The 19,644-nt window shown below is 54.6% G+C and carries 13 protein-coding genes; 9 read left to right on the forward strand and 4 right to left on the reverse strand.

The features are described from left to right. The first annotated feature begins 11 nt into the window (after positions 1 to 11). The gene (locus tag SH678x_RS09485) at positions 12 to 1,358 is read left to right on the forward strand and encodes an oligosaccharide flippase family protein (protein ID WP_496922662.1); all 1,347 of its coding nucleotides are present in this window, start codon (positions 12 to 14) and stop codon (positions 1,356 to 1,358) included. Between the two features lie 24 nt (positions 1,359 to 1,382). Then, positions 1,383 to 2,759: an O-antigen ligase family protein gene (locus tag SH678x_RS09490; protein ID WP_496922663.1), complete on the forward strand. Its 1,377-nt coding sequence runs from the start codon at positions 1,383 to 1,385 to the stop codon at positions 2,757 to 2,759. 10 nt (positions 2,760 to 2,769) lie between these two features. Here SH678x_RS09490 and SH678x_RS09495 read toward each other — a convergent pair whose 3' ends face one another. Then, positions 2,770 to 6,048 (reverse strand): S8 family peptidase, encoded by a 3,279-nt coding sequence (locus SH678x_RS09495; RefSeq protein ID WP_496922664.1) that lies wholly within the window; start codon positions 6,046 to 6,048, stop codon positions 2,770 to 2,772. A gap of 558 nt (positions 6,049 to 6,606) precedes the next feature. On the opposite strand from SH678x_RS09495, the gene SH678x_RS09500 reads away from it, so the two are divergent. The 5 genes from SH678x_RS09500 to SH678x_RS09520 all read left to right on the forward strand — a co-directional run bounded on the left by SH678x_RS09500 (position 6,607) and on the right by SH678x_RS09520 (position 11,908). Next, entirely contained in the window at positions 6,607 to 8,316 is a 1,710-nt protein-coding gene (locus tag SH678x_RS09500; protein ID WP_496922665.1) for a serine/threonine protein kinase, read from the forward strand. A gap of 181 nt (positions 8,317 to 8,497) precedes the next feature. Beyond that, the gene (gene leuC / locus SH678x_RS09505) at positions 8,498 to 9,895 is read left to right on the forward strand and encodes a 3-isopropylmalate dehydratase large subunit (RefSeq protein ID WP_496922666.1); all 1,398 of its coding nucleotides are present in this window, start codon (positions 8,498 to 8,500) and stop codon (positions 9,893 to 9,895) included. A 6-nt stretch (positions 9,896 to 9,901) separates the two neighbouring features. Beyond that, positions 9,902 to 10,489 carry a 3-isopropylmalate dehydratase small subunit gene (gene leuD, locus SH678x_RS09510; protein ID WP_496922667.1) on the forward strand — a complete coding sequence of 196 codons (588 nt, stop codon included), beginning with the start codon at positions 9,902 to 9,904 and terminating at the stop codon, positions 10,487 to 10,489. A 25-nt stretch (positions 10,490 to 10,514) separates the two neighbouring features. Beyond that, on the forward strand, positions 10,515 to 11,579 hold the full coding sequence (locus SH678x_RS09515; protein WP_496922668.1) for a hypothetical protein: 1,065 nt from the start codon (positions 10,515 to 10,517) through the stop codon (positions 11,577 to 11,579). A 5-nt stretch (positions 11,580 to 11,584) separates the two neighbouring features. After that, positions 11,585 to 11,908, forward strand: a complete 324-nt coding sequence (locus SH678x_RS09520; RefSeq protein ID WP_496922669.1) for a tetratricopeptide repeat protein — start codon at positions 11,585 to 11,587, stop codon at positions 11,906 to 11,908. A gap of 329 nt (positions 11,909 to 12,237) precedes the next feature. Here the strand turns inward: SH678x_RS09520 and SH678x_RS09525 are convergent, their stop codons facing one another. Then, positions 12,238 to 12,789, reverse strand: coding sequence for a PSP1 C-terminal domain-containing protein (locus SH678x_RS09525; protein WP_496922670.1), 552 nt, complete (start codon positions 12,787 to 12,789; stop codon positions 12,238 to 12,240). A 162-nt stretch (positions 12,790 to 12,951) separates the two neighbouring features. On the opposite strand from SH678x_RS09525, the gene bioB reads away from it, so the two are divergent. Continuing rightward, positions 12,952 to 13,998, forward strand: a complete 1,047-nt coding sequence (bioB, locus tag SH678x_RS09530) for a biotin synthase BioB (RefSeq protein ID WP_496922671.1) — start codon at positions 12,952 to 12,954, stop codon at positions 13,996 to 13,998. 252 nt (positions 13,999 to 14,250) lie between these two features. Further along, complete coding sequence (locus tag SH678x_RS09535; RefSeq protein WP_496922672.1) at positions 14,251 to 16,542, forward strand: COG1361 family protein; 2,292 nt, start codon at positions 14,251 to 14,253, stop codon at positions 16,540 to 16,542. A 24-nt stretch (positions 16,543 to 16,566) separates the two neighbouring features. On the opposite strand, the gene SH678x_RS09540 is transcribed toward SH678x_RS09535, so the two are convergent. Together SH678x_RS09540 and SH678x_RS09545 are read right to left on the reverse strand one after the other, a co-directional pair. Continuing rightward, positions 16,567 to 17,763, reverse strand: a complete 1,197-nt coding sequence (locus SH678x_RS09540) for a ribonuclease D (RefSeq protein WP_496922673.1) — start codon at positions 17,761 to 17,763, stop codon at positions 16,567 to 16,569. Positions 17,764 to 17,883: 120 nt separating this feature from the next. Further along, positions 17,884 to 19,497 (reverse strand): sodium:proton antiporter, encoded by a 1,614-nt coding sequence (locus tag SH678x_RS09545; protein ID WP_496922674.1) that lies wholly within the window; start codon positions 19,495 to 19,497, stop codon positions 17,884 to 17,886. Between the last annotated feature and the right edge of the window lie 147 nt (positions 19,498 to 19,644).

Below are 19,644 nucleotides of genomic sequence, written 5' to 3' on the forward strand. Positions count from 1 at the left end.
ACCGAAGTGATATGAAAAAACAACTTGTTAAGGACTCAGTCTGGCTGGCTGTTGCGTCCCTCTTTGGGCGTTCCAGTGTAGTGATTTCATCAATCTTGATTGCGCGGTGGCTTGGCAAGGAACAATTTGGCCTCGTCTTGATGGCGCAGTCCACTGTGTTAATGTTTGGTGGTTTTCTGGGGATTGGCTTTGGCTTGGCCGCCACTAAGTTCGTTGCTGATGAGAGAACTGGGGTTACTCTAGAGCGACGCGGAGGTGTTGCCCTTCTGGGAGCAAGTAACACAGTACTAGCAATTATTGCTGCTGTTAGTTTGCTACTTACAAGAAATTGGTTGTCGCAATCCATCGTAGACTCTTCCGAATTGGCAAATCTCCTGGCGGCAGGAGCAGCATTGTTAGTGCCGACGGCAATCAACTTTTATCAGATTGGATTGCTGTCCGGGCTCCAAGAATTCCGAGTTGCTGCGGTCGCGAATGCGGTTTCATGTCTGATCACCTTGCCAGCAGTGATCGTTGGTGTGTGGCTCGACGGCGCAAGAGGCGCCATTCTCGGGCATGCCATTGGGATGACTGTTAGTTGTTGGATCATCCATGAAAAAATTAAAATTGCTTGTGAAGTTCACGACATAGATCGTACCTTTCATGGAATTAGGCAGCATGGTTCGATGCTATGGCATCTTGCCTTGCCCAATATCTTATTGGGCTCGATCAATGCTCCCATAGATTGGACGTGCTTAGCGATCCTAGCGCGTCATGACGCAAGTGCCGGCGAAGTCGCGGTGTTTTGTGCCTGCAATCAATGGTGTGTGCTGCTGCGATTTTTGCCCATGACCGTGGCGTCCGCCTTGTTGCCAGCTGTTGCGCAAGCTACGGCGGCGGGTGCCGGGGCCACTAAGGAGCTGATAGGATTTGCGTATCTTCTTAACGGTGCCTTCGCCGGTCTTTTAGCACTTTTGTTTGCCGTGGCGAGTCCCTGGATTTTGCAATGTTACGGTTCTGAATTCGCGTCGAGTTCGCCTGTACTCCTTCTATTGCTAGGAGCGGGAGTGTCGATCGCTATTCAGTTAGCGGCCGAGAGGGTGCTTGCGGGTCTCAATTGGGTATGGCCAGCCTTTTGGTTCAATGTTTTTCGGGGAATTGTTTATATCAGCATGGCAATTGGTTTGGTCACTTACGGTGCCTTTGGGCTGGCCCTTGCAAGGTGCGTGACTTGTCTGTTGCATGCAATCGTGGCGGTAGGAGCAAGTTACTACGTCGTTGGTCGAACAAAGACAATCGATGCGCGCCGCGACAAAATTGGGCCCGTCTCCGCTGGGCTACTTAACCTGAGACCTGCAACTCGTAAGCAGGTCGCTTGAATTGAGAAAGGGTGGAATAAGACCGTGTCCTGGGCCATGCGCATAGTACCTTTGGCAGCGTTGCCGCTTTTCATCTCCCTACCGAACGGCGATATTCCATTCATGCACTTGTTTGGCTATAGCATCGTGCGCGATTCGATTAGTCTTAATCTGAACATCTTGCAGTGCTTGCTGGGAATTATGTTCTTCTTTAGTCGTCCTCTGGACCGCAAGTTGAGCTACTTTCTTTTTTTCTCAGTTGTTTGGCTCATGGCCTCTCTGCTGGCTGGATTCATGCAGGAGTTTTCTGTGACAAATATTGCTTTTTATGTGCAAACAATTTTGCCATTATTCACTATTGCGTACGGGTATCAACTCATCCAATCAGAGAAAGATTTAGATCAATTTATTAGAGTTTCCACGCACACAACAGCGTGGTTCCTAGTTGCTTTGACGGCAATTGTCATGTCCCGATATGGACTGGCCAGCTTGCTTTCTGACCGCATGGGAGTGATGAGGGAATTGGAATTCGCAATCCCACAATTCAAGAGCTACTATGCCGTTGCCGTCCAATTTACATTCAGTCTCGCACTGGCTCAATATTTGTTTGGAAGGAGTGCAAATTCGCGATCCGTGTTCTTGACGTTAACAGCCCATGCGTTGTTTGTGCCATTTTGCTGGTCGCGAGCGGGACTTTTGGGAATTGCACTTAGTGCGGTCATCCAATTCGTCATAGCTGCCAGTTTGGGGAAGCTTTCTTATTGCCGTAGGGTAGCTGGAATCATTGTGGCCTTTGCGCTGGTGTTGCCATTTTTGTTCACTCAAATGGGCTCGACGGTATCCTCGCGGACCGACGTTGTCGAAATCGATAACGCTTCAGATACGCTACGCCTTGAGTTATTTATCGAGGGAGCGCTGCGAGTCTATGACCAACCGATCTTTGGAGATATGTTTGTGCCCTGTTGGGACGAGCGTATTGGGGGTATGGAAATCGACGTTAAGCGACTCTTTGGGGCCCACAATCAATACGTCGATTACGCACTTCGAGGCGGCGTGCTTTACCTCGTTGTCATCGCTATAATTATTATTGCCACCTATAATAAAGCTCGCTTTTTGACGCGAATACAGATGTCGGAGCAGCATCCTGAATACTTAGTCATTGGAGCCGCCTCATGTTCTTACTTGTTGGCAACTGTTGTCAGCTCTAACTTCCAGCTTTACCTCATTCAGCTTCAAACGGCGGTGCCATTCTTTCTTATGATGGGCGTCACCTATCGGACATGGCGGTTGGCCACAGCTAAGCTTCGTGCCACTAGGTCATCCGGAAGCTTGCCCCTTCCGACAAATCTCCCACGAACACCGCACCGATTGTTACAGCCAGCGGGATACGGCCGGGCACAGGGTTTGACGGTTGGCGGATAGTAATTCTATCCTAGGCGCCATTGTGCTCGAAAAATCGATCCACGTTGCCGGCAAATTCTTCGTCTGCGTCTTGACTTGGTGGCGAGATTGTTAGGCCACGTAGCCGACTCACGGCATCGACAATAGCCATGTTCGCTTGACGGATTTTTCCTTGCTCGATTATCGGCGAGTCGACACCATCAAGCTCATAGTAAGGCTCTTGAGCCGTGTAGTCGCTAGTTACAGGTTCGTTTGCCAGAGAGTCCGTGGATGCCATCCATTCAAATGCCGAAGCAATTGCACTAAGCTGGTTTTCAAGTGATAGAACCTGCGTGCCTAGTGCATGTGAAGTCGTATCTGATGCCGCCGAGATATATTGATTACCGCCTGAAGTAGGATAGTAATAGATGTTTCTAAAATTTTGAATCGAGCTAATAAAACCAGTGCCCGAGAGTGTCGCGTTTGTGGGTCCGTTCTGTTGCAAGACGGTACCCGACGCTTGGAAAATGTCGGCTCGGTCTACTCCTTGAGAAGAAGTCGATAATGTCGTGTCGAACCCCTGGGAATAATTAAAGAACCCCGTGCCAATCATCACGGAACTATCTGACCATGCACGGTACCAGTCGTTGCCTGCCGAATCGAAATATTCAACTCGATCGTTGCCCGTTGTAGCAAAACCTTCGACTCGGTCGAAGTTTGAAACATAGTTGAAATAGCCGTTGCCCAACATTACCGCTTGTTGTGACCACATTTTAAAAATGTCGTCACCAGCCGAGTCATAGAAGACTGCTCGGTCATAGCCTTGAGTTGCATAAGCTTGGACATTGTCATACCCACGAATGTAATTAAAGAATCCATTGCCGGAATAGACGTGATGATCACTCCAAGCTCGGAACAAGTCGTCCCCAGCACTGTCGTAGAGCAGGGCGCGATCGTAACCGCTGCTTGAGAAAGCGTAGGTGACATCAAAACCTCGCCCGTAATTAAAAAATCCCGTCCCAGACGAGACAAAATGAGTACTCCATTGGCGGAAAAGATCGTCACCCGCAGAATCGTAGCTGTAAGCAGTATCGTTTCCCGTGCTAGCCCAGGCCCAAACTTGGGCAAACCCTTGGGCAGTATTCGAATAACCCGTTCCCGCCAGAGTCGTTTGCGTGGGAGTATTTGTCATGAAATCGTCGGATGCGGAATCATAAAGATCAATCCGATCGTTGCCGCCCCCGCTTACCACCACGATATTTTCCACGGAATTCGCTTGAACGTTGATTCCCGTGGCTACGACACTCATTTCACCCACGCGCAGGGTGGCCGTATCCGTGCCGCTGGTGCCGTTGTAGGTAATCGAATCGGTGCCGCCCCCGCCGTTGATGTTGATCGCATTGACGGCGATCGAGCTAAAGTCGTGGGAAATGCCGTTCACGGTGAGTCTGTGCGTGCTGCCGGCTGTGAATTCAAACGTGTCGTTGCCGCTGGTGCCGGTGACGTTCACAGTGGTTCCCGAAACTGAAACCAAATTGCTCAGCCGCAACCCCGCGTCGGCGTTATTGCCGATCACACAGATATAGAATTCCTGGCCCGCAGTGGCATAGGTGTCAACGCGCGAACTACCATTGGCCGAATTGCCAGAAACGATGACTTCGCGGTTGGCATTGTAAAGCTGAACATTAAGTTGTCCGTTCGAGCCGTACAAACCTTCAATAGTGAGATAACCATTTTGGCTGGCTTGAACGCGGTACCAAGTTTCGCCGTTCATCGACAGGCCGCTCAACTGCGAATAGCTGATGACGCCGAGATCAGTAAAGGTGAAACTGCTGCCCGCCGTGGCGATTTCCAGATCGTAATAACCCAAGCCGCCGGTCGAAGAAACTCCGACCGTGTAAGTTTGGCCGGCGACAACGTTGAATGTAAATGTATCGCCATTATTGCTGAGTGAGCCCGAGCCGTTCGACAAACTCCAAGCAACGTCCATCTCGTGGGTCATGTTCGCGGCGGAGAACGAAACGGTTCCGGTGCTCGTAGCCGTGAACTTCATGTAGTCGACGTCGGAGAGCGTGCTAATCACTCCGCTCACTTCTCGTGAGCTATTGAGCGAACCCAGATTGTGGGCCGTGGCGACGGTCGAACCGTAATCGTCGGTCGGCATGAGGGCGTTGATAGCCGCACTCACGTTCAGCCGCTTAAACGTCAGCCCTGTCGACGAATCCACGAAAGAGGTGGCGGTTGCCATCATGTGGTCGTAGATCATGTCTTGGGTGATATTTACCCGGCCAGCGAATTCCATCGCCTGTCGAATCAGCACGCTGGCACCTGCCACATACGGCGACGCCATGCTTGTTCCGGAGAAAATCGCGTAGTCGTCGGCAACTCCATTTTTGTTGCCTTTGTAATCGGGCACAGTACTACGAATCGACGATCCTGGTGCCGCGATCGCACGAACGTCGCGTTGGCTGTAGTTGGCCAGCACACCTGCGTCGGTAACCGACATCACTGGCACGACGTACTGACTCGCGGCCGGATAGCTTAATCCGGGCGTGTTGAAACTTGCGTAAGCATTGCCAGCAGAGACTGCAATAAAAATGCCCGCCGCTTCGAGGTCGCGAAACTCGTCTTCGAGAGTTGACCAAGACGGCGCGGAATTGGCGTTCCAAGTCGCAACTCCCAACGAAAGATTGATTGCCGTGATGGGGTTTTCAAAACTGTTACGATTATTGATGACCCAGCGGAGTGCATTCTCAACCCAACTGAAGTAGCCAGCCCCCGAATCATCAAAGACGCGTAAGGCAACGAGATCGACACCGGGAGCTACGCCTTTGTCATTGCCTTCGCTGCCACCAATAATGCCGGCGACGTGTGTGCCGTGCGAACCCGATGGGCCATCATCGTAGGGATTGGCGTCGTTCTCGCCCGTGAAGTCCCAACCGCCGACGACGCGATAATTCGAACCGAATCCCCCACCGAGCGCGAAGTGGTCGTAGGCAATGCCGCTGTCGATGACGGCGACCGTTTGGCCTATCCCTGTAAAGCCGTAATTGGCAACGACTGAATTGAGTCCGGTCGTATTGTGCGCGCTATAAAGCGTTTGCTCGATGCTATCGAGTTGGTCTTCCAGATCGAGCAGAGTATTCGTATCGAGCCAGAAGTCAGGATCGGCAACGACTTCATGATCGATCTGAATTTCTTCTTCGCTATAGTGGTGCTCAATAGCACCACCAAACAGCGGATCGGCCGTCATCATACGGCGCTCTTCGAGAGTTTCGATGCATCCCTTCCAGACGAATTGATTTGTCTTTGCTTTGGCAGCCTTGCGCATTCCATTTCCCCTCTGGGCAACTCGCTTCGCAACGCAGCAAACGGAATCGCGCTGGGCGAAACTGTCTGCCGGCGAGCCAATTTCCATACAAGTGATTTGAGCCTTGGTGGCAGCCGCAGAGGGGTGACGGCAGCATCGTGAAAAGTGATAGACAAGCGAGCATCAACCAGCGCGATCCGAGCGCAGCGTTTGACACACTAGAAGCCTAGTTCACAAAGCCGGGGCAATGAGAGAAACTTTTCGCGACGGGGCGGATCAGCGATCCATCTGTGTCCTACTCCGAGGCTCCTTCAGCCGAGCGTGTTGCTGGCCATCCACTATGCCGCCGACGCGCTGATTAAGGGCAACCTTCTGTTGCCCATTTGCAACACCTGTATAGAACTACGTTGGAGAACCGCAACGGTTCGTCAACACAGTTTGCCCGCTGTTTTTGCCCGAACCAGAGGATCCATACCCCTGCCCTGTGGGGCGAACGCGAGTTACCATAAAGCAATATCACTTGCGGCGGCGACTGTGTCTACACAAGAAAAAGTGTCTTGCTGAGAAGTTGGACCATCCATGGCAAAAAATAAAGTTCAGGCCGGGCCACATTCAGATTCTGGCTCGGCCGAGACGATCGAGTCGCCCTTGCGGTTACTCGGCAAGGCGGCTTCGCCATCGTCGATGGATAATCGCGTTGCTGCAAGACGAGGCATCGCCATCGTCGAAGGCAGCGCACCGCACTTAAGCCAAGAAACGCTCAATGTTTTGCGCAATCGGTTGCGTATTGTGGCGATCTTGCTATGTGCCGGATTTGGCGTGTTTCTGTTGAGGTCGTTTTCGACTTTCGACGAATACACAGCCAAAGGCAGCGGTGAATTGCTTGTAGGCCATATTGCAGTGACTCTGTTGCTAGCATTCATGGCCTGGCGGCTTTGCGTGAAATGCAACATGGTTTGGAAGCATCTGCGGATCGCCGAGTTTTTGATCTTCGGCGCGCCAGCCGCTTACATGATGACGGTGAACGTTTACAACCTGATTGACTGTGCGCAGCTCCCCGATGGCCATGCGCATGTGCCGCATATTTCTTCGTTCTGGGTGCTGCTGATCTTCTGTTATTCGATATTCATACCCAACACTTGGCGTCGAGCCCTGGTGGTGCTCAGCATTTTTGGAGCAGTTCCATTACTCGCGATCATCATTGCTGATTTTCGCTCTCCTGAATTTGCGGCCTTGTTGGACCATGATGATTTTGATGGAACATTCATCGAACACTTTTTGATCATGGCCATCGCCGTGGCGACGGGAACAGTCGGCGTGCGGGCGATTGGCACGTTGCGGCAAGAGGCGTTCGTTGCCAAGCAACTTGGCCAATACCGCTTGCGGCAAATGCTCGGCAGTGGCGGCATGGGCGAGGTCTATCTGGCCGAACACCAAATGATGAAGCGCCCCTGCGCAATCAAAGTCATTCGCCCTGAAAAGGCCGGCGATCCCCAAGTGTTAGCCCGCTTTGAACGCGAAGTGCAAGCCACGGCCAAGCTCTCGCATTGGAATTCCGTCGACATCTATGATTACGGCCGGACGGCGGATGGGACCTTTTATTATGTGATGGAATTTTTGCCGGGGCACAACATCGGCGAAATCGTGGCCGATTACGGGCCGATGACCGCCGGGCGAACAGTTTATCTAATGCGGCAAGTCTGCGATGCTCTATCCGAAGCCCACGGCCATGGTTTGGTGCACCGGGATATCAAGCCCGCAAACATCTTCTGCGCCTATCGTGGCGGAATGTACGATGTCGCCAAAATTTTAGATTTCGGTCTGGCCAAACCTTTGAGCGATGCCAACGATGCGGGACTGACGCAAGAAGGAACAATCACGGGTTCGCCGCTCTTCATGGCTCCCGAGCAGGCCGGCGGGACGGAAGTCGATGCCCGTAGCGATATCTATTCCTTGGGTGCGGTCATGTATTTGATGGTCACGGGCAAACCGCCGTTCGATTATCAACAGCCGATCAAAGTGCTCGTCGCCCACGCGAGCGAGGCGCCCGTTTCACCGCGGGAACTCAACCCTTCGATTCCCGTGGAACTCGACGAGATCATCATGCGATGCTTGGAGAAAGCCCCCGAGGATCGTTTCCAAGACGTCGCCTCGCTGGCTGAGCAGTTGGAGCAGGTGCCGATTAGCGACCTATGGTCGAGCAAATTGGCTTCAGAGTGGTGGAACTGCAACGGCTGCCCCGAACGCAAAGCCATGGCGGCGGAAGCGGTGGAACTGGCTGCGGTGTGAAAACCACATCCGCGATATTCTTGACTCCACTCGCAGACTCTTTTCCCGAACCTCCTGGGAAAATCCCCTGTCTTTCACTCCCGGGGATCGCCGAATAGAATGAATTGTTTGTTTCCCAGGCTCCAGCGACCGCAGGGCCTGTCTTTCCACTCAGCTTGCCCATTTGCACACCTCACCAACCATGAAGCCACGCACGCTCTTTCAGAAGATTTGGGATAATCACGTTGTTCTTGAAGAACCAGGGCGGCAAACGATTCTGTACATCGACTTGCAATTGGTGCACGAAGTGACAAGCGCGCAAGCCTTTGATGGTTTGCGGATGACGGGGCGAAAAGTCCGACGCCCCGAGCGGACGATCGCCACGGCCGATCATAATGTGCCGACTTCCGACCGCAGCTTGCCGATTCTCGATCCGATCTCCAAAAAGCAGATCGACACCTTGCGAAACAACTGCCAAGAATTTGGCATTAAGCACTACGACCTCAATGATCCCAATCAGGGGATCGTGCATGTGATCGGCCCCGAGCTAGGTTACACGCAGCCCGGCATGACAATCGTGTGTGGTGACAGCCACACGTCGACCCACGGTGCGTTTGGAGCCTTAGCATTCGGCATCGGCACGAGCGAAGTCGAGCACGTGCTCGCAACGCAAACTTTGTTGCAGGATAAGCCCAAGACATTGGAACTCCGCGTGGACGGCCAGCTGCGTAGTGGTGTGACAGCCAAGGATTTGATTCTGTATCTGATCGGTCAGATCACAACGGACGGTGGCACCGGATATTGCGTTGAGTACACGGGCGAAGCGATTCGCTCGCTCACGATGGAAAATCGCATGACTGTGTGCAATATGTCGATCGAAGGGGGAGCCCGCGCGGGGATGATTGCCCCTGATGATACAACTTACGAATATTTGCGTGGTCGGAAGTTCGTCCCTAAGAATTTCGACGCTGCGGTGGCGGAATGGCGGAAGCTGCCGACTGACCCTGGCGCGACCTACGACAAGTCGCTCGTTTTTCAAGCGGCCGATATTGCTCCGCAAGTCACTTGGGGGACGAACCCAGGTTTGGTGGTCTCTGTGAATTCCAATGTTCCCAAGCCGAGCGACTTCTCGGATGCCACGGAACAAAAGACCGCCGCGAGCGCGCTTGATTACATGGGGCTCAAAGGTGGCGAAGCAATCACCGATCTTAAGTTGGATCGGGTGTTCATTGGGTCCTGCACGAACGCACGCATCGAAGACTTACGTGCCGCCGCCGCCGTGGCCAAGGGACACAAGGTGTCTGGCCATGTCAGCGCGATGGTGGTTCCCGGGAGCGGCCAGGTCAAAATTCAAGCTGAACAAGAAGGTCTCGACAAGATATTCAAAGAGGCCGGCTTCGATTGGCGCGAGGCAGGTTGCAGCATGTGCTTGGCGATGAATCCCGACAAACTTTCGCCGGGTGAGCGCTGTGCTTCAACTTCGAACCGAAATTTTGAGGGCCGCCAAGGCAAAGGGGGCCGTACACACTTGGTGTCACCAGCCATGGCGGCCGCCGCGGCGATCGCCGGTCATTTTGTCGATATTCGCGACTGGGAGTAATTCAACATGAAAGCATTCACTGTACACACCGGCAAAGTCGTGGCCATGGACCGCGCGAACGTCGATACCGATCAAATCATCCCCAAGCAATTCTTAAAGCGGATCGAACGAACCGGCTTTGGCGAATTCTTGTTCTGGGATTGGGCCAAGCTCGACGACGGTTCGCCGAATCCGGAGTTTGAACTCAACAAGCCCGAGGCCGCAGGGGCTACGATTCTGCTCGCGCGGCGTAATTTCGGTTGTGGCTCGAGTCGCGAGCATGCCCCTTGGTCGCTCGAGGATTACGGCTTCCGCGTGATTATTGCCCCCAGCTTCGCTGATATTTTCTACAACAACTGCTTCAAGAACGGCATACTTCCCATCCGTTTGAGCGAAGAACAGGTCGAAGATTTGTTCCAGCGGGCCGCAGAGCATCATCCTTATGCCCTCACGGCCGATCTTGAAGAAGAAAAGCTCAGCGATTCTCACGGCTTCTTCGCCAAGATCGAAGTGGACTCGTTCCGGCGGCATTGTCTATTCAATGGGCTGGACGACATTGGGCTCACGCTCGAACACGAAGAAAAGATTTCTGCCTACGAAGCGGCCCACGCGTAATTCCGCGGTTTTCGAGGGAGCGGTTATGAAACGCAGGACGCTGTGCTTGCTGTTGATTCTTGTGGCCATTCCGTTGCCGGTTCGTGCCGCGGAAGAAACTGCTGTGCCCCATGGCGACGAGTCAAATCGTTTTCAGGTCGAAGTCATTGCCGAGGGGCTCGACAATCCTGCTGGGCTTGTGATCCAACCCGCGATTGCCAAGGATGATCCACAGCAAATTTACTTGGCCGAAAGCGGCGCGGGACGAGTTCTGCGCTTTGCTGCCAATAACACCGCTGAAAGAGCGGAAGTCGTTACCGGATTTGCTCCGCACGCTTTGACTGACCAGATTGACCTCAAAGTCGGTCCTTGGGCGTTGGGATTTGTCACGCCGACAAAGCTGGCTGTGTGGGGCGGAACGACTCAGAACGGTGCAGAGCAAGTTGCCGTTTATGCCTTGCCGGAGGACGGCAAGCCACTGGCGGCAGACAAACCGGAGCACATTGCCGATCTGCCGCAAGACGATAAGGCTGTCGGTGTTGGTTTTCAGGGAATGATCGTCGGCGAGACGTCGGCATTTCTCTCACAAGGTTCGGCCGATGATGCAGGTACGATTTTCAAAGCGGCGCTGATCGCCAATCGCCTGGACGCGCCGCGAACGTTGACCCCCAGCAAACGCGACGGCCAGTTGCGTTTCCCCACGGGGCTATGCCTGAGCGCCTCCGCGCAACGGCAATACCTTGTCGCCGGATATTTGGGCGAACTCTCTGACAAACGCGATAGCCGCCTGGCGTTTATCATTCCTTCCAATGGTGACATTGCGTTGGAACTTGTCCCGGGTTTGTTTGATGTGGTTGGATTGGCTTACAGCCCGTTGGGGCAGTTGTATGCCTTGGATTTAGCGTGGGACAACGATAAGGCGGGCGGCGTCTATCGGCTGGACGATGCTCGCGAAAATAGTCAGCCTGCTTGCCGGGCCGTGAAGATTGCCACTGTTGTGCGACCCACGAGTATGGTGTTCGATAAGAGCGGCATTCTGTACGTCACGGCGCTGGGCAGCGGCACGAACGAGAAGCGTGGGCAGATTCTCAAAATCACTGGGGAGTTTTGATAACGATGAGCACACGGCGTGAAAAAATCGAGGCGATGCTGGCAGAGGATCCCAAAGATACGTTCTTGCGATACAGCTTGGCGATGGAACTCGACAAGGCGGGTGAGAACGATGCGAGCCTGGCCAAGCTTAATGAACTCACAAGAGATGAGCCCCCCTACGTGCCGGCCTATTTCATGTCAGGACAACAGCTCGTGCGGCTCGAACGCGTGAATGAAGCGCGGACCGTGCTCCGCGACGGCATCGAAGCAGCCCGCGTTCAAGGTGATGCGCATGCTGCCGGGGAGATGAGCGAATTTCTAGCATCACTGGGGAGTTTGGGCGAGTAAAGTTTTTCACGCAGAGGCGCTGAGATCGCGGTGTAGAGTTTCAGCTTAGATAGCGGTTCACTTTGATGACTCTGCTTCGCGCCAACATTGAAAGCATACCACTTTGGGTCTTTCACCACGATCTATTGCTTCACGTAATTCGCCAGAAAAGTCCTCTGGCGTTGCAGTTTCAAGTGTAGTGACCTTTTGACATTCAGGGCATTGAATTTTAATCATTCTACAGAGTCCGCATAGCAACCGACTAAAGTCTATTTCCTTTCGCCAATTGAGTTCTTAAACACGCATTTCATCAAGCAATTTCCCTGCGACCTCAGCGCCTATGCGTGAAACTATTTCTTCGTCCCACACGCACTCGCCACCGCGCAGGAGGTGCAACTCGCGCAGCCCCCCTGCCCTTTGGCTTCTTCGGTGCCGCAACCGGGACCGCAGCCTTCGGTGAGCGTGTCGGCGAATTTGCGGAACTCGACCTTCGCTTCGTACAGGTCGGCCAGTTGGTGCATCACCGGCGCGGTTGATTGCGGCACTTCTCCCAGGAAATAAAAGAACAACCCCTGCCCATCGAACAGGTGCTCGACGTCGACGAGCACCGCCGGGATTTGCGCCTCGGTAAGCAAATCGCAACACGCGTGATAGGCTTCGTGGCGGTGCTTTTCGAGCCGGGCGGCGAGCAGATCGTCTTCGACCGTCACCCGCCGCAAGATTTGGCCGTCGGTTTCGAGAAGCTGCTCGGTGGGTTCGGGCACGGCGAGAATTTCGCCGATTTCCAGCCCACGAGCGCTGCGGACTATCACACGCGCATTTCGCGGATAGCGCGTGGCGTCGACGGCAACAAAGCGGCCCACGTGGCCGAGCAGACTGTAACGGACGAGGTGATATCCCATGGCCTTATTCTGGCGGTTTGCGCGGCGTATGCCAAGCTGGCTTTGGACAGCACCGGCATCGGAACGATGCCGGCTTTCGGCCCTGGCCTTGTGAAATCAAGAGAGTTGCTCATACTAGGATGAAGTTTTTGCCCGCTTTTTAACCCCTAATTTAGCTTCACCATGACGAACGCCACGCTTGCCGAACAATCTGAAACTGCCGTCGAATCGAAGACCGCGAGCCGCTGGCAAGCCTTGGCGACTCGGGTGCTCGATGGCGGCAAGGTCACTCCCGAGGAAGCTGCCGAGATTCTGACCTGTTCCGATGATGAGATTCTCGATCTGATGCATGCGGCCTATCGCGTGCGGCAGCGATACTTCGGCAAGAGCGTTCAGCTTTATTTCTTGATGAACGCCAAAAGCGGATTGTGCCCCGAGGATTGCAGCTATTGCTCGCAGTCGAAAATTTCGGATGCCGAGATTCCCCGCTACAACTTGCTCAATCGCGAGCAACTTCTTGCCGGGGCCAAGGCTGCGGCGGAGCGTGATGCCAAGACTTACTGCATCGTGATCTCGGCTCGTGGGCCGAACGAGCGCGAGATGAAGGCGGTCGAAACTTTGGTTCCCGAAATCAAAGAACAGTACAACCTCGAAATCTGCGCGTGTTTGGGATTGTTGACCCAGGAACAAGCGGATCGACTGAAGGCGTGTGGCGTCGACAAGGTGAACCACAACCTCAACACCGGGAGCGAGTTCTACAGCGAGATCTGCTCGACGCACACGTATCAGGATCGCGTCGACACGCTCAAGGCCGTGCGGAGCGCGGGGATGGAACTTTGCTCGGGCGGAATCATCGGCATGGGGGAAGCCCCCCGCGACGTGGTCGACATGGCACTGGAGTTACGCGAACTTGGCGTGGAGTCGATCCCCGTGAATTTCTTGAACCCGATCGACGGCACGCCACTCTCCGGCAAGCATGAGCTCACGCCGAACTACTGCTTGAAAGTGCTGGCTATGTTTCGGCTGGTGAATCCCGATCGCGAACTCCGCATCGCCGGTGGCCGGGAACTCCAACTCCGCAGCATGCAAGCCTTGGGCCTCTACGCCGCGAACTCCATCTTCGTGGGGGATTATCTCACCACCAAGGGACAACTCCCCGAGGCGGATTATCAGATGATTCGCGATTTGGGATTTGAAGTAACGAAGTCTACGGGACCGGGTTGCTGCTAGCATTTGTCTGAGTTTCTCAATCTGCTACCGAGTAACTTTTCTTTACACGCAATCAATGCACTGCTGGGCAAAGCCAGCAGTGGCACCCGAGGCTTGGAATCCAACTAAAGTTGATGTCCCATTCTTTGCAGATTCCCCATCTTGTTTGACCGGAATTCTCTTGGATTTCGGTTTATCTTTCCCAAGCGTCAGGGCCGATAAATTCCGAGACGAACTAAAGTACGTCCTAACTCCTCGGCAGGGATTGCGATTATGGCTCGCGGATGGATCAACGGATTGATTGTGGTGGCCCTTGTGGCTGTGATGGCGTGCGAAAGCTCGGCGCAGACGAACGGCTATCGCAAGCCGGGCGGCACATCGCTGGCCTCGCGGTTGGGCCAGATCAAGAACGCTTTTTTGGGCGATAAGACTCCCGACGAAGAGGAGGCTTATGCCAACAATCAACAATCTTCCGGCAACCGGGGCGGCAACCAATCGCCGCAGCGCGTGGCGCGGACCGCCCCCCCACGCACTCAGCCTGGCGATCTGCTGCCCAAGGGCATCTTCTTTGATCGCGGTAGCAACCCACAGCAGGAAGTGGCTGTCGACGATTTTGAATTGGGCGATGAGGTATTTGATACGTCGGCTCGCCGCAGTGCGCCAGCCAAACGAAATACAACAGCGGCCAATGGTTCGCCCAGAAGGTCTCCGGCGACGACTCGCGAGAACGAACTTCAAGACGCTCTCGATGATTTGCTCGCCGTCGAGCAGCAAGAATTGGGCGATGCGGCACCGATTGAACCGTTACCTCGTGGCAACAAAAGTCAACCTTCGGCCGACACGCAGAATTTCGATCTCCGTCAGGCATTGATCAACAAAGCCAACTCGGGCAGTGATGGCGGTCGCTCTGAAGCGATGAACGATTTGCGTAAGCAACTCGAAAACTTGGAACCAAGCTCGACCGATCAAGCGGAGTCGTTTTCAGCACCTTTGGAACAACAGCAAGCCGAGGACGTGTTTGCCAGCCCCACACAAGATTATGTTGCACCACGCCAACCGGCCGTGCCACGCAGCAACACCGCTCGTGGTGGTATGTTGACCGCAGGCGGCGAAATGTTGCTCAACACCAAGCAACCGGTGATCGTTTCGCGCGTGGAAGGCCCGCGGCAGATTCTCGTTGGCCGCGAAGCCACTTATCGTGTGACCTTGGAAAATTCGAGCGAAGCCACGGCACGTACTCTGGCGGCTGAAATTCGTATTCCCGAATGGGCCGAAGTGGTCGACGTCATGACCACAAGCGGCGTGGTCGAGCGAATCGAAGCCGATGGCGCGGGAACTTTGAAGTGGCAGCTTCAGGAACTATCGGGCCGCTCGGCACAGTCACTCTCAGTGCGGTTGATTCCGCGCAGCGGCAAACCGCTGCACTTGTCGGTCGAATGGACCCAAGCCGCGGTGGCATCACAAGCCATGGTTGAAGTTCAAGAGCCCAAGCTCGAAATGAAGATTTCGGGCCCGCAGGAAGTCTTGTTCAACAAGGCCCAGCGGTTCCAACTTTCACTGCGTAACCCGGGCACGGGTGTGGCGGAGAATGTTGTGATCAAACTTGTGCCACCTGGTGGCGATGAAGATTCGGCGAGCTCGCACACGGTTGGCATTTTGGAAGCTGGTGCCAGCAAAGAAATTGAACTCGAACTAACCGCTCGCGAAGCGGGTGACCTGGTGATGAAGGCCTCGGCCACTGGGGCTGGTGGACTGCACTCCGAAGCGATTCGCAAAGTGCTCTGCCGCAAGCCGGAATTGGAACTTGATTGGCGTGGTCCCCAAGAAAAATACACGGGGACCGAAGCTTCGTACTTTTTCCGAGTGCGCAATACGGGAACCGCAGGCACCGAACCGGTCGCGATGCGGGTCAAACTTCCCGAAGGGGCTAAGCTCGTTTCAGCCAGCGAAGGTTATAAACTCGATACGCAGAACGGCGTGATCAGTTGGCAGATTCCCGAGGGTGTTCCCGCGGGTGAAGCTGAGTTTGTGCAGATGTGCTGCCAAATCGATCGCCCCGGCACGAACCGTTTCGAAGTTTCCGCCCAAACAGTGAGCGGTGATCTCAAGAGTTCCAAAGAAATCGAAACCAACGTGATCGCCGTCGCGGACTTGAAACTGACGGTGAGCGATCCGAAAGGTCCCGTGCCTGTTGGCGAAACGGCAATCTACGAGATTCGCATTCGCAATCGGGGCAGCATTGATGCTCAGAATGTGGGTGTGGTCGGCTTGTTCTCGGCGGGCATCGATCCCAACGCAGTCGAAGGCGCTCAGTTCTCGGTGCGTGACGGCCGGGTGAGCATTCATCCGATCAACACGTTGCCAGCAGGCGAGGAATTGGTGCTGAAGATTCGTGCCGTGGCCACGCAAGCGGGGACGCATGTTTTCCGTGCAGAAGTTTCTTGCCAGGATCTGGACATCAAACTAGCCGCCGAAGAAACGACCAAGTTCTATCAGGACGACTATCGGTGGGAAGACGGCGAGACGGCCTATTCCAACGATCCCAGTGCAGTGGGCACCCGATAGTCGCTTGCGGTTTAGCGTGGTTGTCTAGCTAGGTTTGTGAGGTTCGACCTTCTCGAAGACGAGCGGATCGTCGGCGAGCGCATTCGCAATGCGAATCGAACGTGTGCCGGCCAAGAGATCGTCGATCACGTTGCCGACGAGTTGAGCCCGCCAGCCCTCGGCGAGCACCGGAATAGTATCACCGCCGACGCCCATGCGGTAGGCAATCAATTCGCGAACATCGGTGGCCGTGCCGACCATGCTCGTGGCAATCTCTGCGCGGCGGCAAATCGTGCCCAACGCCGGTGCGAGAAACTGGCCGAGCAAGTTGAGCTGCGGCGGTAGCTCGTCGCTACGCGATCCCCGGGAAAGCTTTTCAACCGGGCCTTCTAAGCCACGCGTCACGCAGTCAGCGAGGTCTTGAGCTTTGCGTTTCGCTCCCCCACGGTCCATGCCGCGAATAGCCATGATTTGATCGGGGGAATCAATTTTGCGTTTGGCGATTTCCACGAGCAAGTCATCGCGAAGAATTCGCTTGGCGGGCTGATTGCGCCGTTGGGCCTCGGCCTGGCGCCAATTCCACAATTCGCGGACGATGGCCAGATTGCGCGGGCTGAGCTTGCCGATCCCCGAAACGCGCCGCCAATCTCTGCGGCTGTTCGCGGCGACGATTTCGTCCTGCCAGATACGCATTTCCGCGTCGAGCCATTCGTCGCGGTTGAGATTCTTAAGGATCTGAGTGAGCTTTTTGTGAAGCGGCAGCAAATAGCGGACGTCTTCCAGCGCGTAATTAACTTGCGCGCTCGAGAGCGGCCGGCGACGCCAGTCGGTACGCTGTTCCCCCTTGGCGGGCTGATGTCCCAGGAATTTGCTCACCACCGAACTGTAGGACGACGGGAATTCGTTGCTGCAAAAGCCTGCGGCGATTTGCACGTCGTAAATATGTTTTGGTAGTGCAGCGACGGGCGAACGGAGAAAGAAATTGAGTTCCTCACGCCCCGCGTGCAGCACGGTGATGTGATCGCCAGCCGTCATCACTTTCCAGAACGGATCGAGATCGGCGAGTGCCAAGGGATCGATCGCGGCCAAATCATGTTCGGTCGCCACTTGCACGAGGCAGAGCTGCGGATGGAAGGTGTCTTCGGAAACGAATTCGGTGTCGATGCCGATGATCGACGCCGATTGAAGTCGTTCGCAAAGCTGCTCGAGAGCTTGCGGGTCTGTAATGATCGGTGAAGGCACGGGTGAGAAGTCAAGCAAGCAGGATGGGAGCGGATCAAGACCGAGCCCAAGCAACTGCACAGAGCGAACGGCACGGTGCCTTATCTTACGCGATTTAACACGGATTTCACAAGCCGCGTTTTAATGTGTTTGCTCAACGGGTTCGGCGAGCGCAGGTGGAGTGGTAGGCTCGCCGTGGTCAAAATTCTGCCATTGGTTGTAGATCAGAATGGGTAGCAAGATCAGGCAACTGTAAGCCATGTAGCCAAAGAAACTCGGCATCTTGACGTTGGATTTCTCGGCGATGGCTTTGACCATGAAGTTGGGGCCGTTGCCGATGTAGGTCATCGCGCCCATAAATACCGCGCCGAGGCTGATCGAAATGAGAATCGTTTCGGGCACGCCAGCCGTGGGACCAGCCACGCCGGGGACTTGCGCCGTTTGGAAGAAGACCAAATACGTAGGGGCGTTGTCGAGGAATGAAGAAAGTATACCCGTAGCCCAGAAGTAGCCACCAGGACTGAGCTTGGAAGCGATCCAAGCCCCCTGCTCACTGAGGATTTGCAGGGCTGGCTGCATGCAGATGAAGATGCCAATGAACAGGGCCGCGACTTCAATGATCGCTCCAAAATTAAAATCGTTAGCGATACGAACCGACTTTTGCCCGAAGTAGAGCGAAATCGCAACCAGGGTCAACTGCACGATTTCGCGCAAGTACATCCAGGCATGCCACTCTGTGCCAGGAAAGGCTTTGTTGGGGTCGAGCAGTGCTACCGCGATGACCACGCCAACAAGGAGTGGCCCATTAATCTTGAGGCCGCTGATTTTTACTTTGCGGGTTTGCTCGATGTCGCGTTCGATGTCGCGAATGGTTTCTTTCGCATAAAAAAAGAAGTGGTCCATGATCACGTAAACAAGGAGCAAGAGTCCGTTCACCGTGAGCCAAGATGGCCAAAGGTTGAGGGTCCAAAGAAACTCAACACCTTGCAGATAGCCAAGAAACAATGGCGGATCGCCGATGGGTAGTAAGCAGCCGCCACAGTTGCAGACGATGAAAATGAAAAAGATGACCGTGTGGGCCACATGCTTGCGTTCGCGGTTGGTTTCTAACAGAAGGCGTACCAGGACCATGGCGGCCCCGGTCGTACCAATCAAGCTCGCCAGTAGTCCGCCGACGAACATGATCGCAGCGTTGGTCACCGAATCGGCACGTAGATCCCCTTCGATGCGGATGCCTCCGGCGATCGTGTACAGGCTAAACAGCAGAACGATAAATGGAATGAACTCAGAAAGAATCGCGTTTTTCAAGATGGCGGAGACAAAGCCCGTTTGCACGCCCGATTCGGCGGCATTCACCACCGAGTGGGCGGGCCAATGAACATCGACGGGGGCCCGATGCAGAAACGCATAGTAGCCGAGCGTGATCAGGCCTAGGCCAGCGGCGACGTAAAAGCGGTGCAGGTTGCTTTCCCACCAATGCTCGGTCTTGTGAATCAATGGGAATACGGCAATCGCGCCCAAAAGCAGAACGAACGGCGTGATGGTCCAATAGGGAGGGGCCGTGGCGACGTGTTCAACGTTGGCCTGCTCGGGGGCAGCATGCTGCTCTCCCGAGTGTTCTTCGTGATGGGCCGAAGCAAGTTGCGTGGCGTATTGCGGATAGCCTGCCACAGCCGTGGCAATATAGATGCCTATGATGGCCAGGAGGGCCCACACGACCCCGCGGCCGGAACTAGGTTGCTCGTTAGCGGTCATTTTTGCTGCTTTCGGTTCATCGCACCGTGGAAAATCAGTGGTCCGCCCATGGATTTTGCCAGACTAAACAGCTTGGCAAAACGTGTCCACCGCTATTCGGGCGATTCTCTACGAAAAACCTAGGCGCTATCACGAGCGATGATGCAA

It is taken from the genome of Bythopirellula superficialaquae (genome assembly GCF_059632245.1).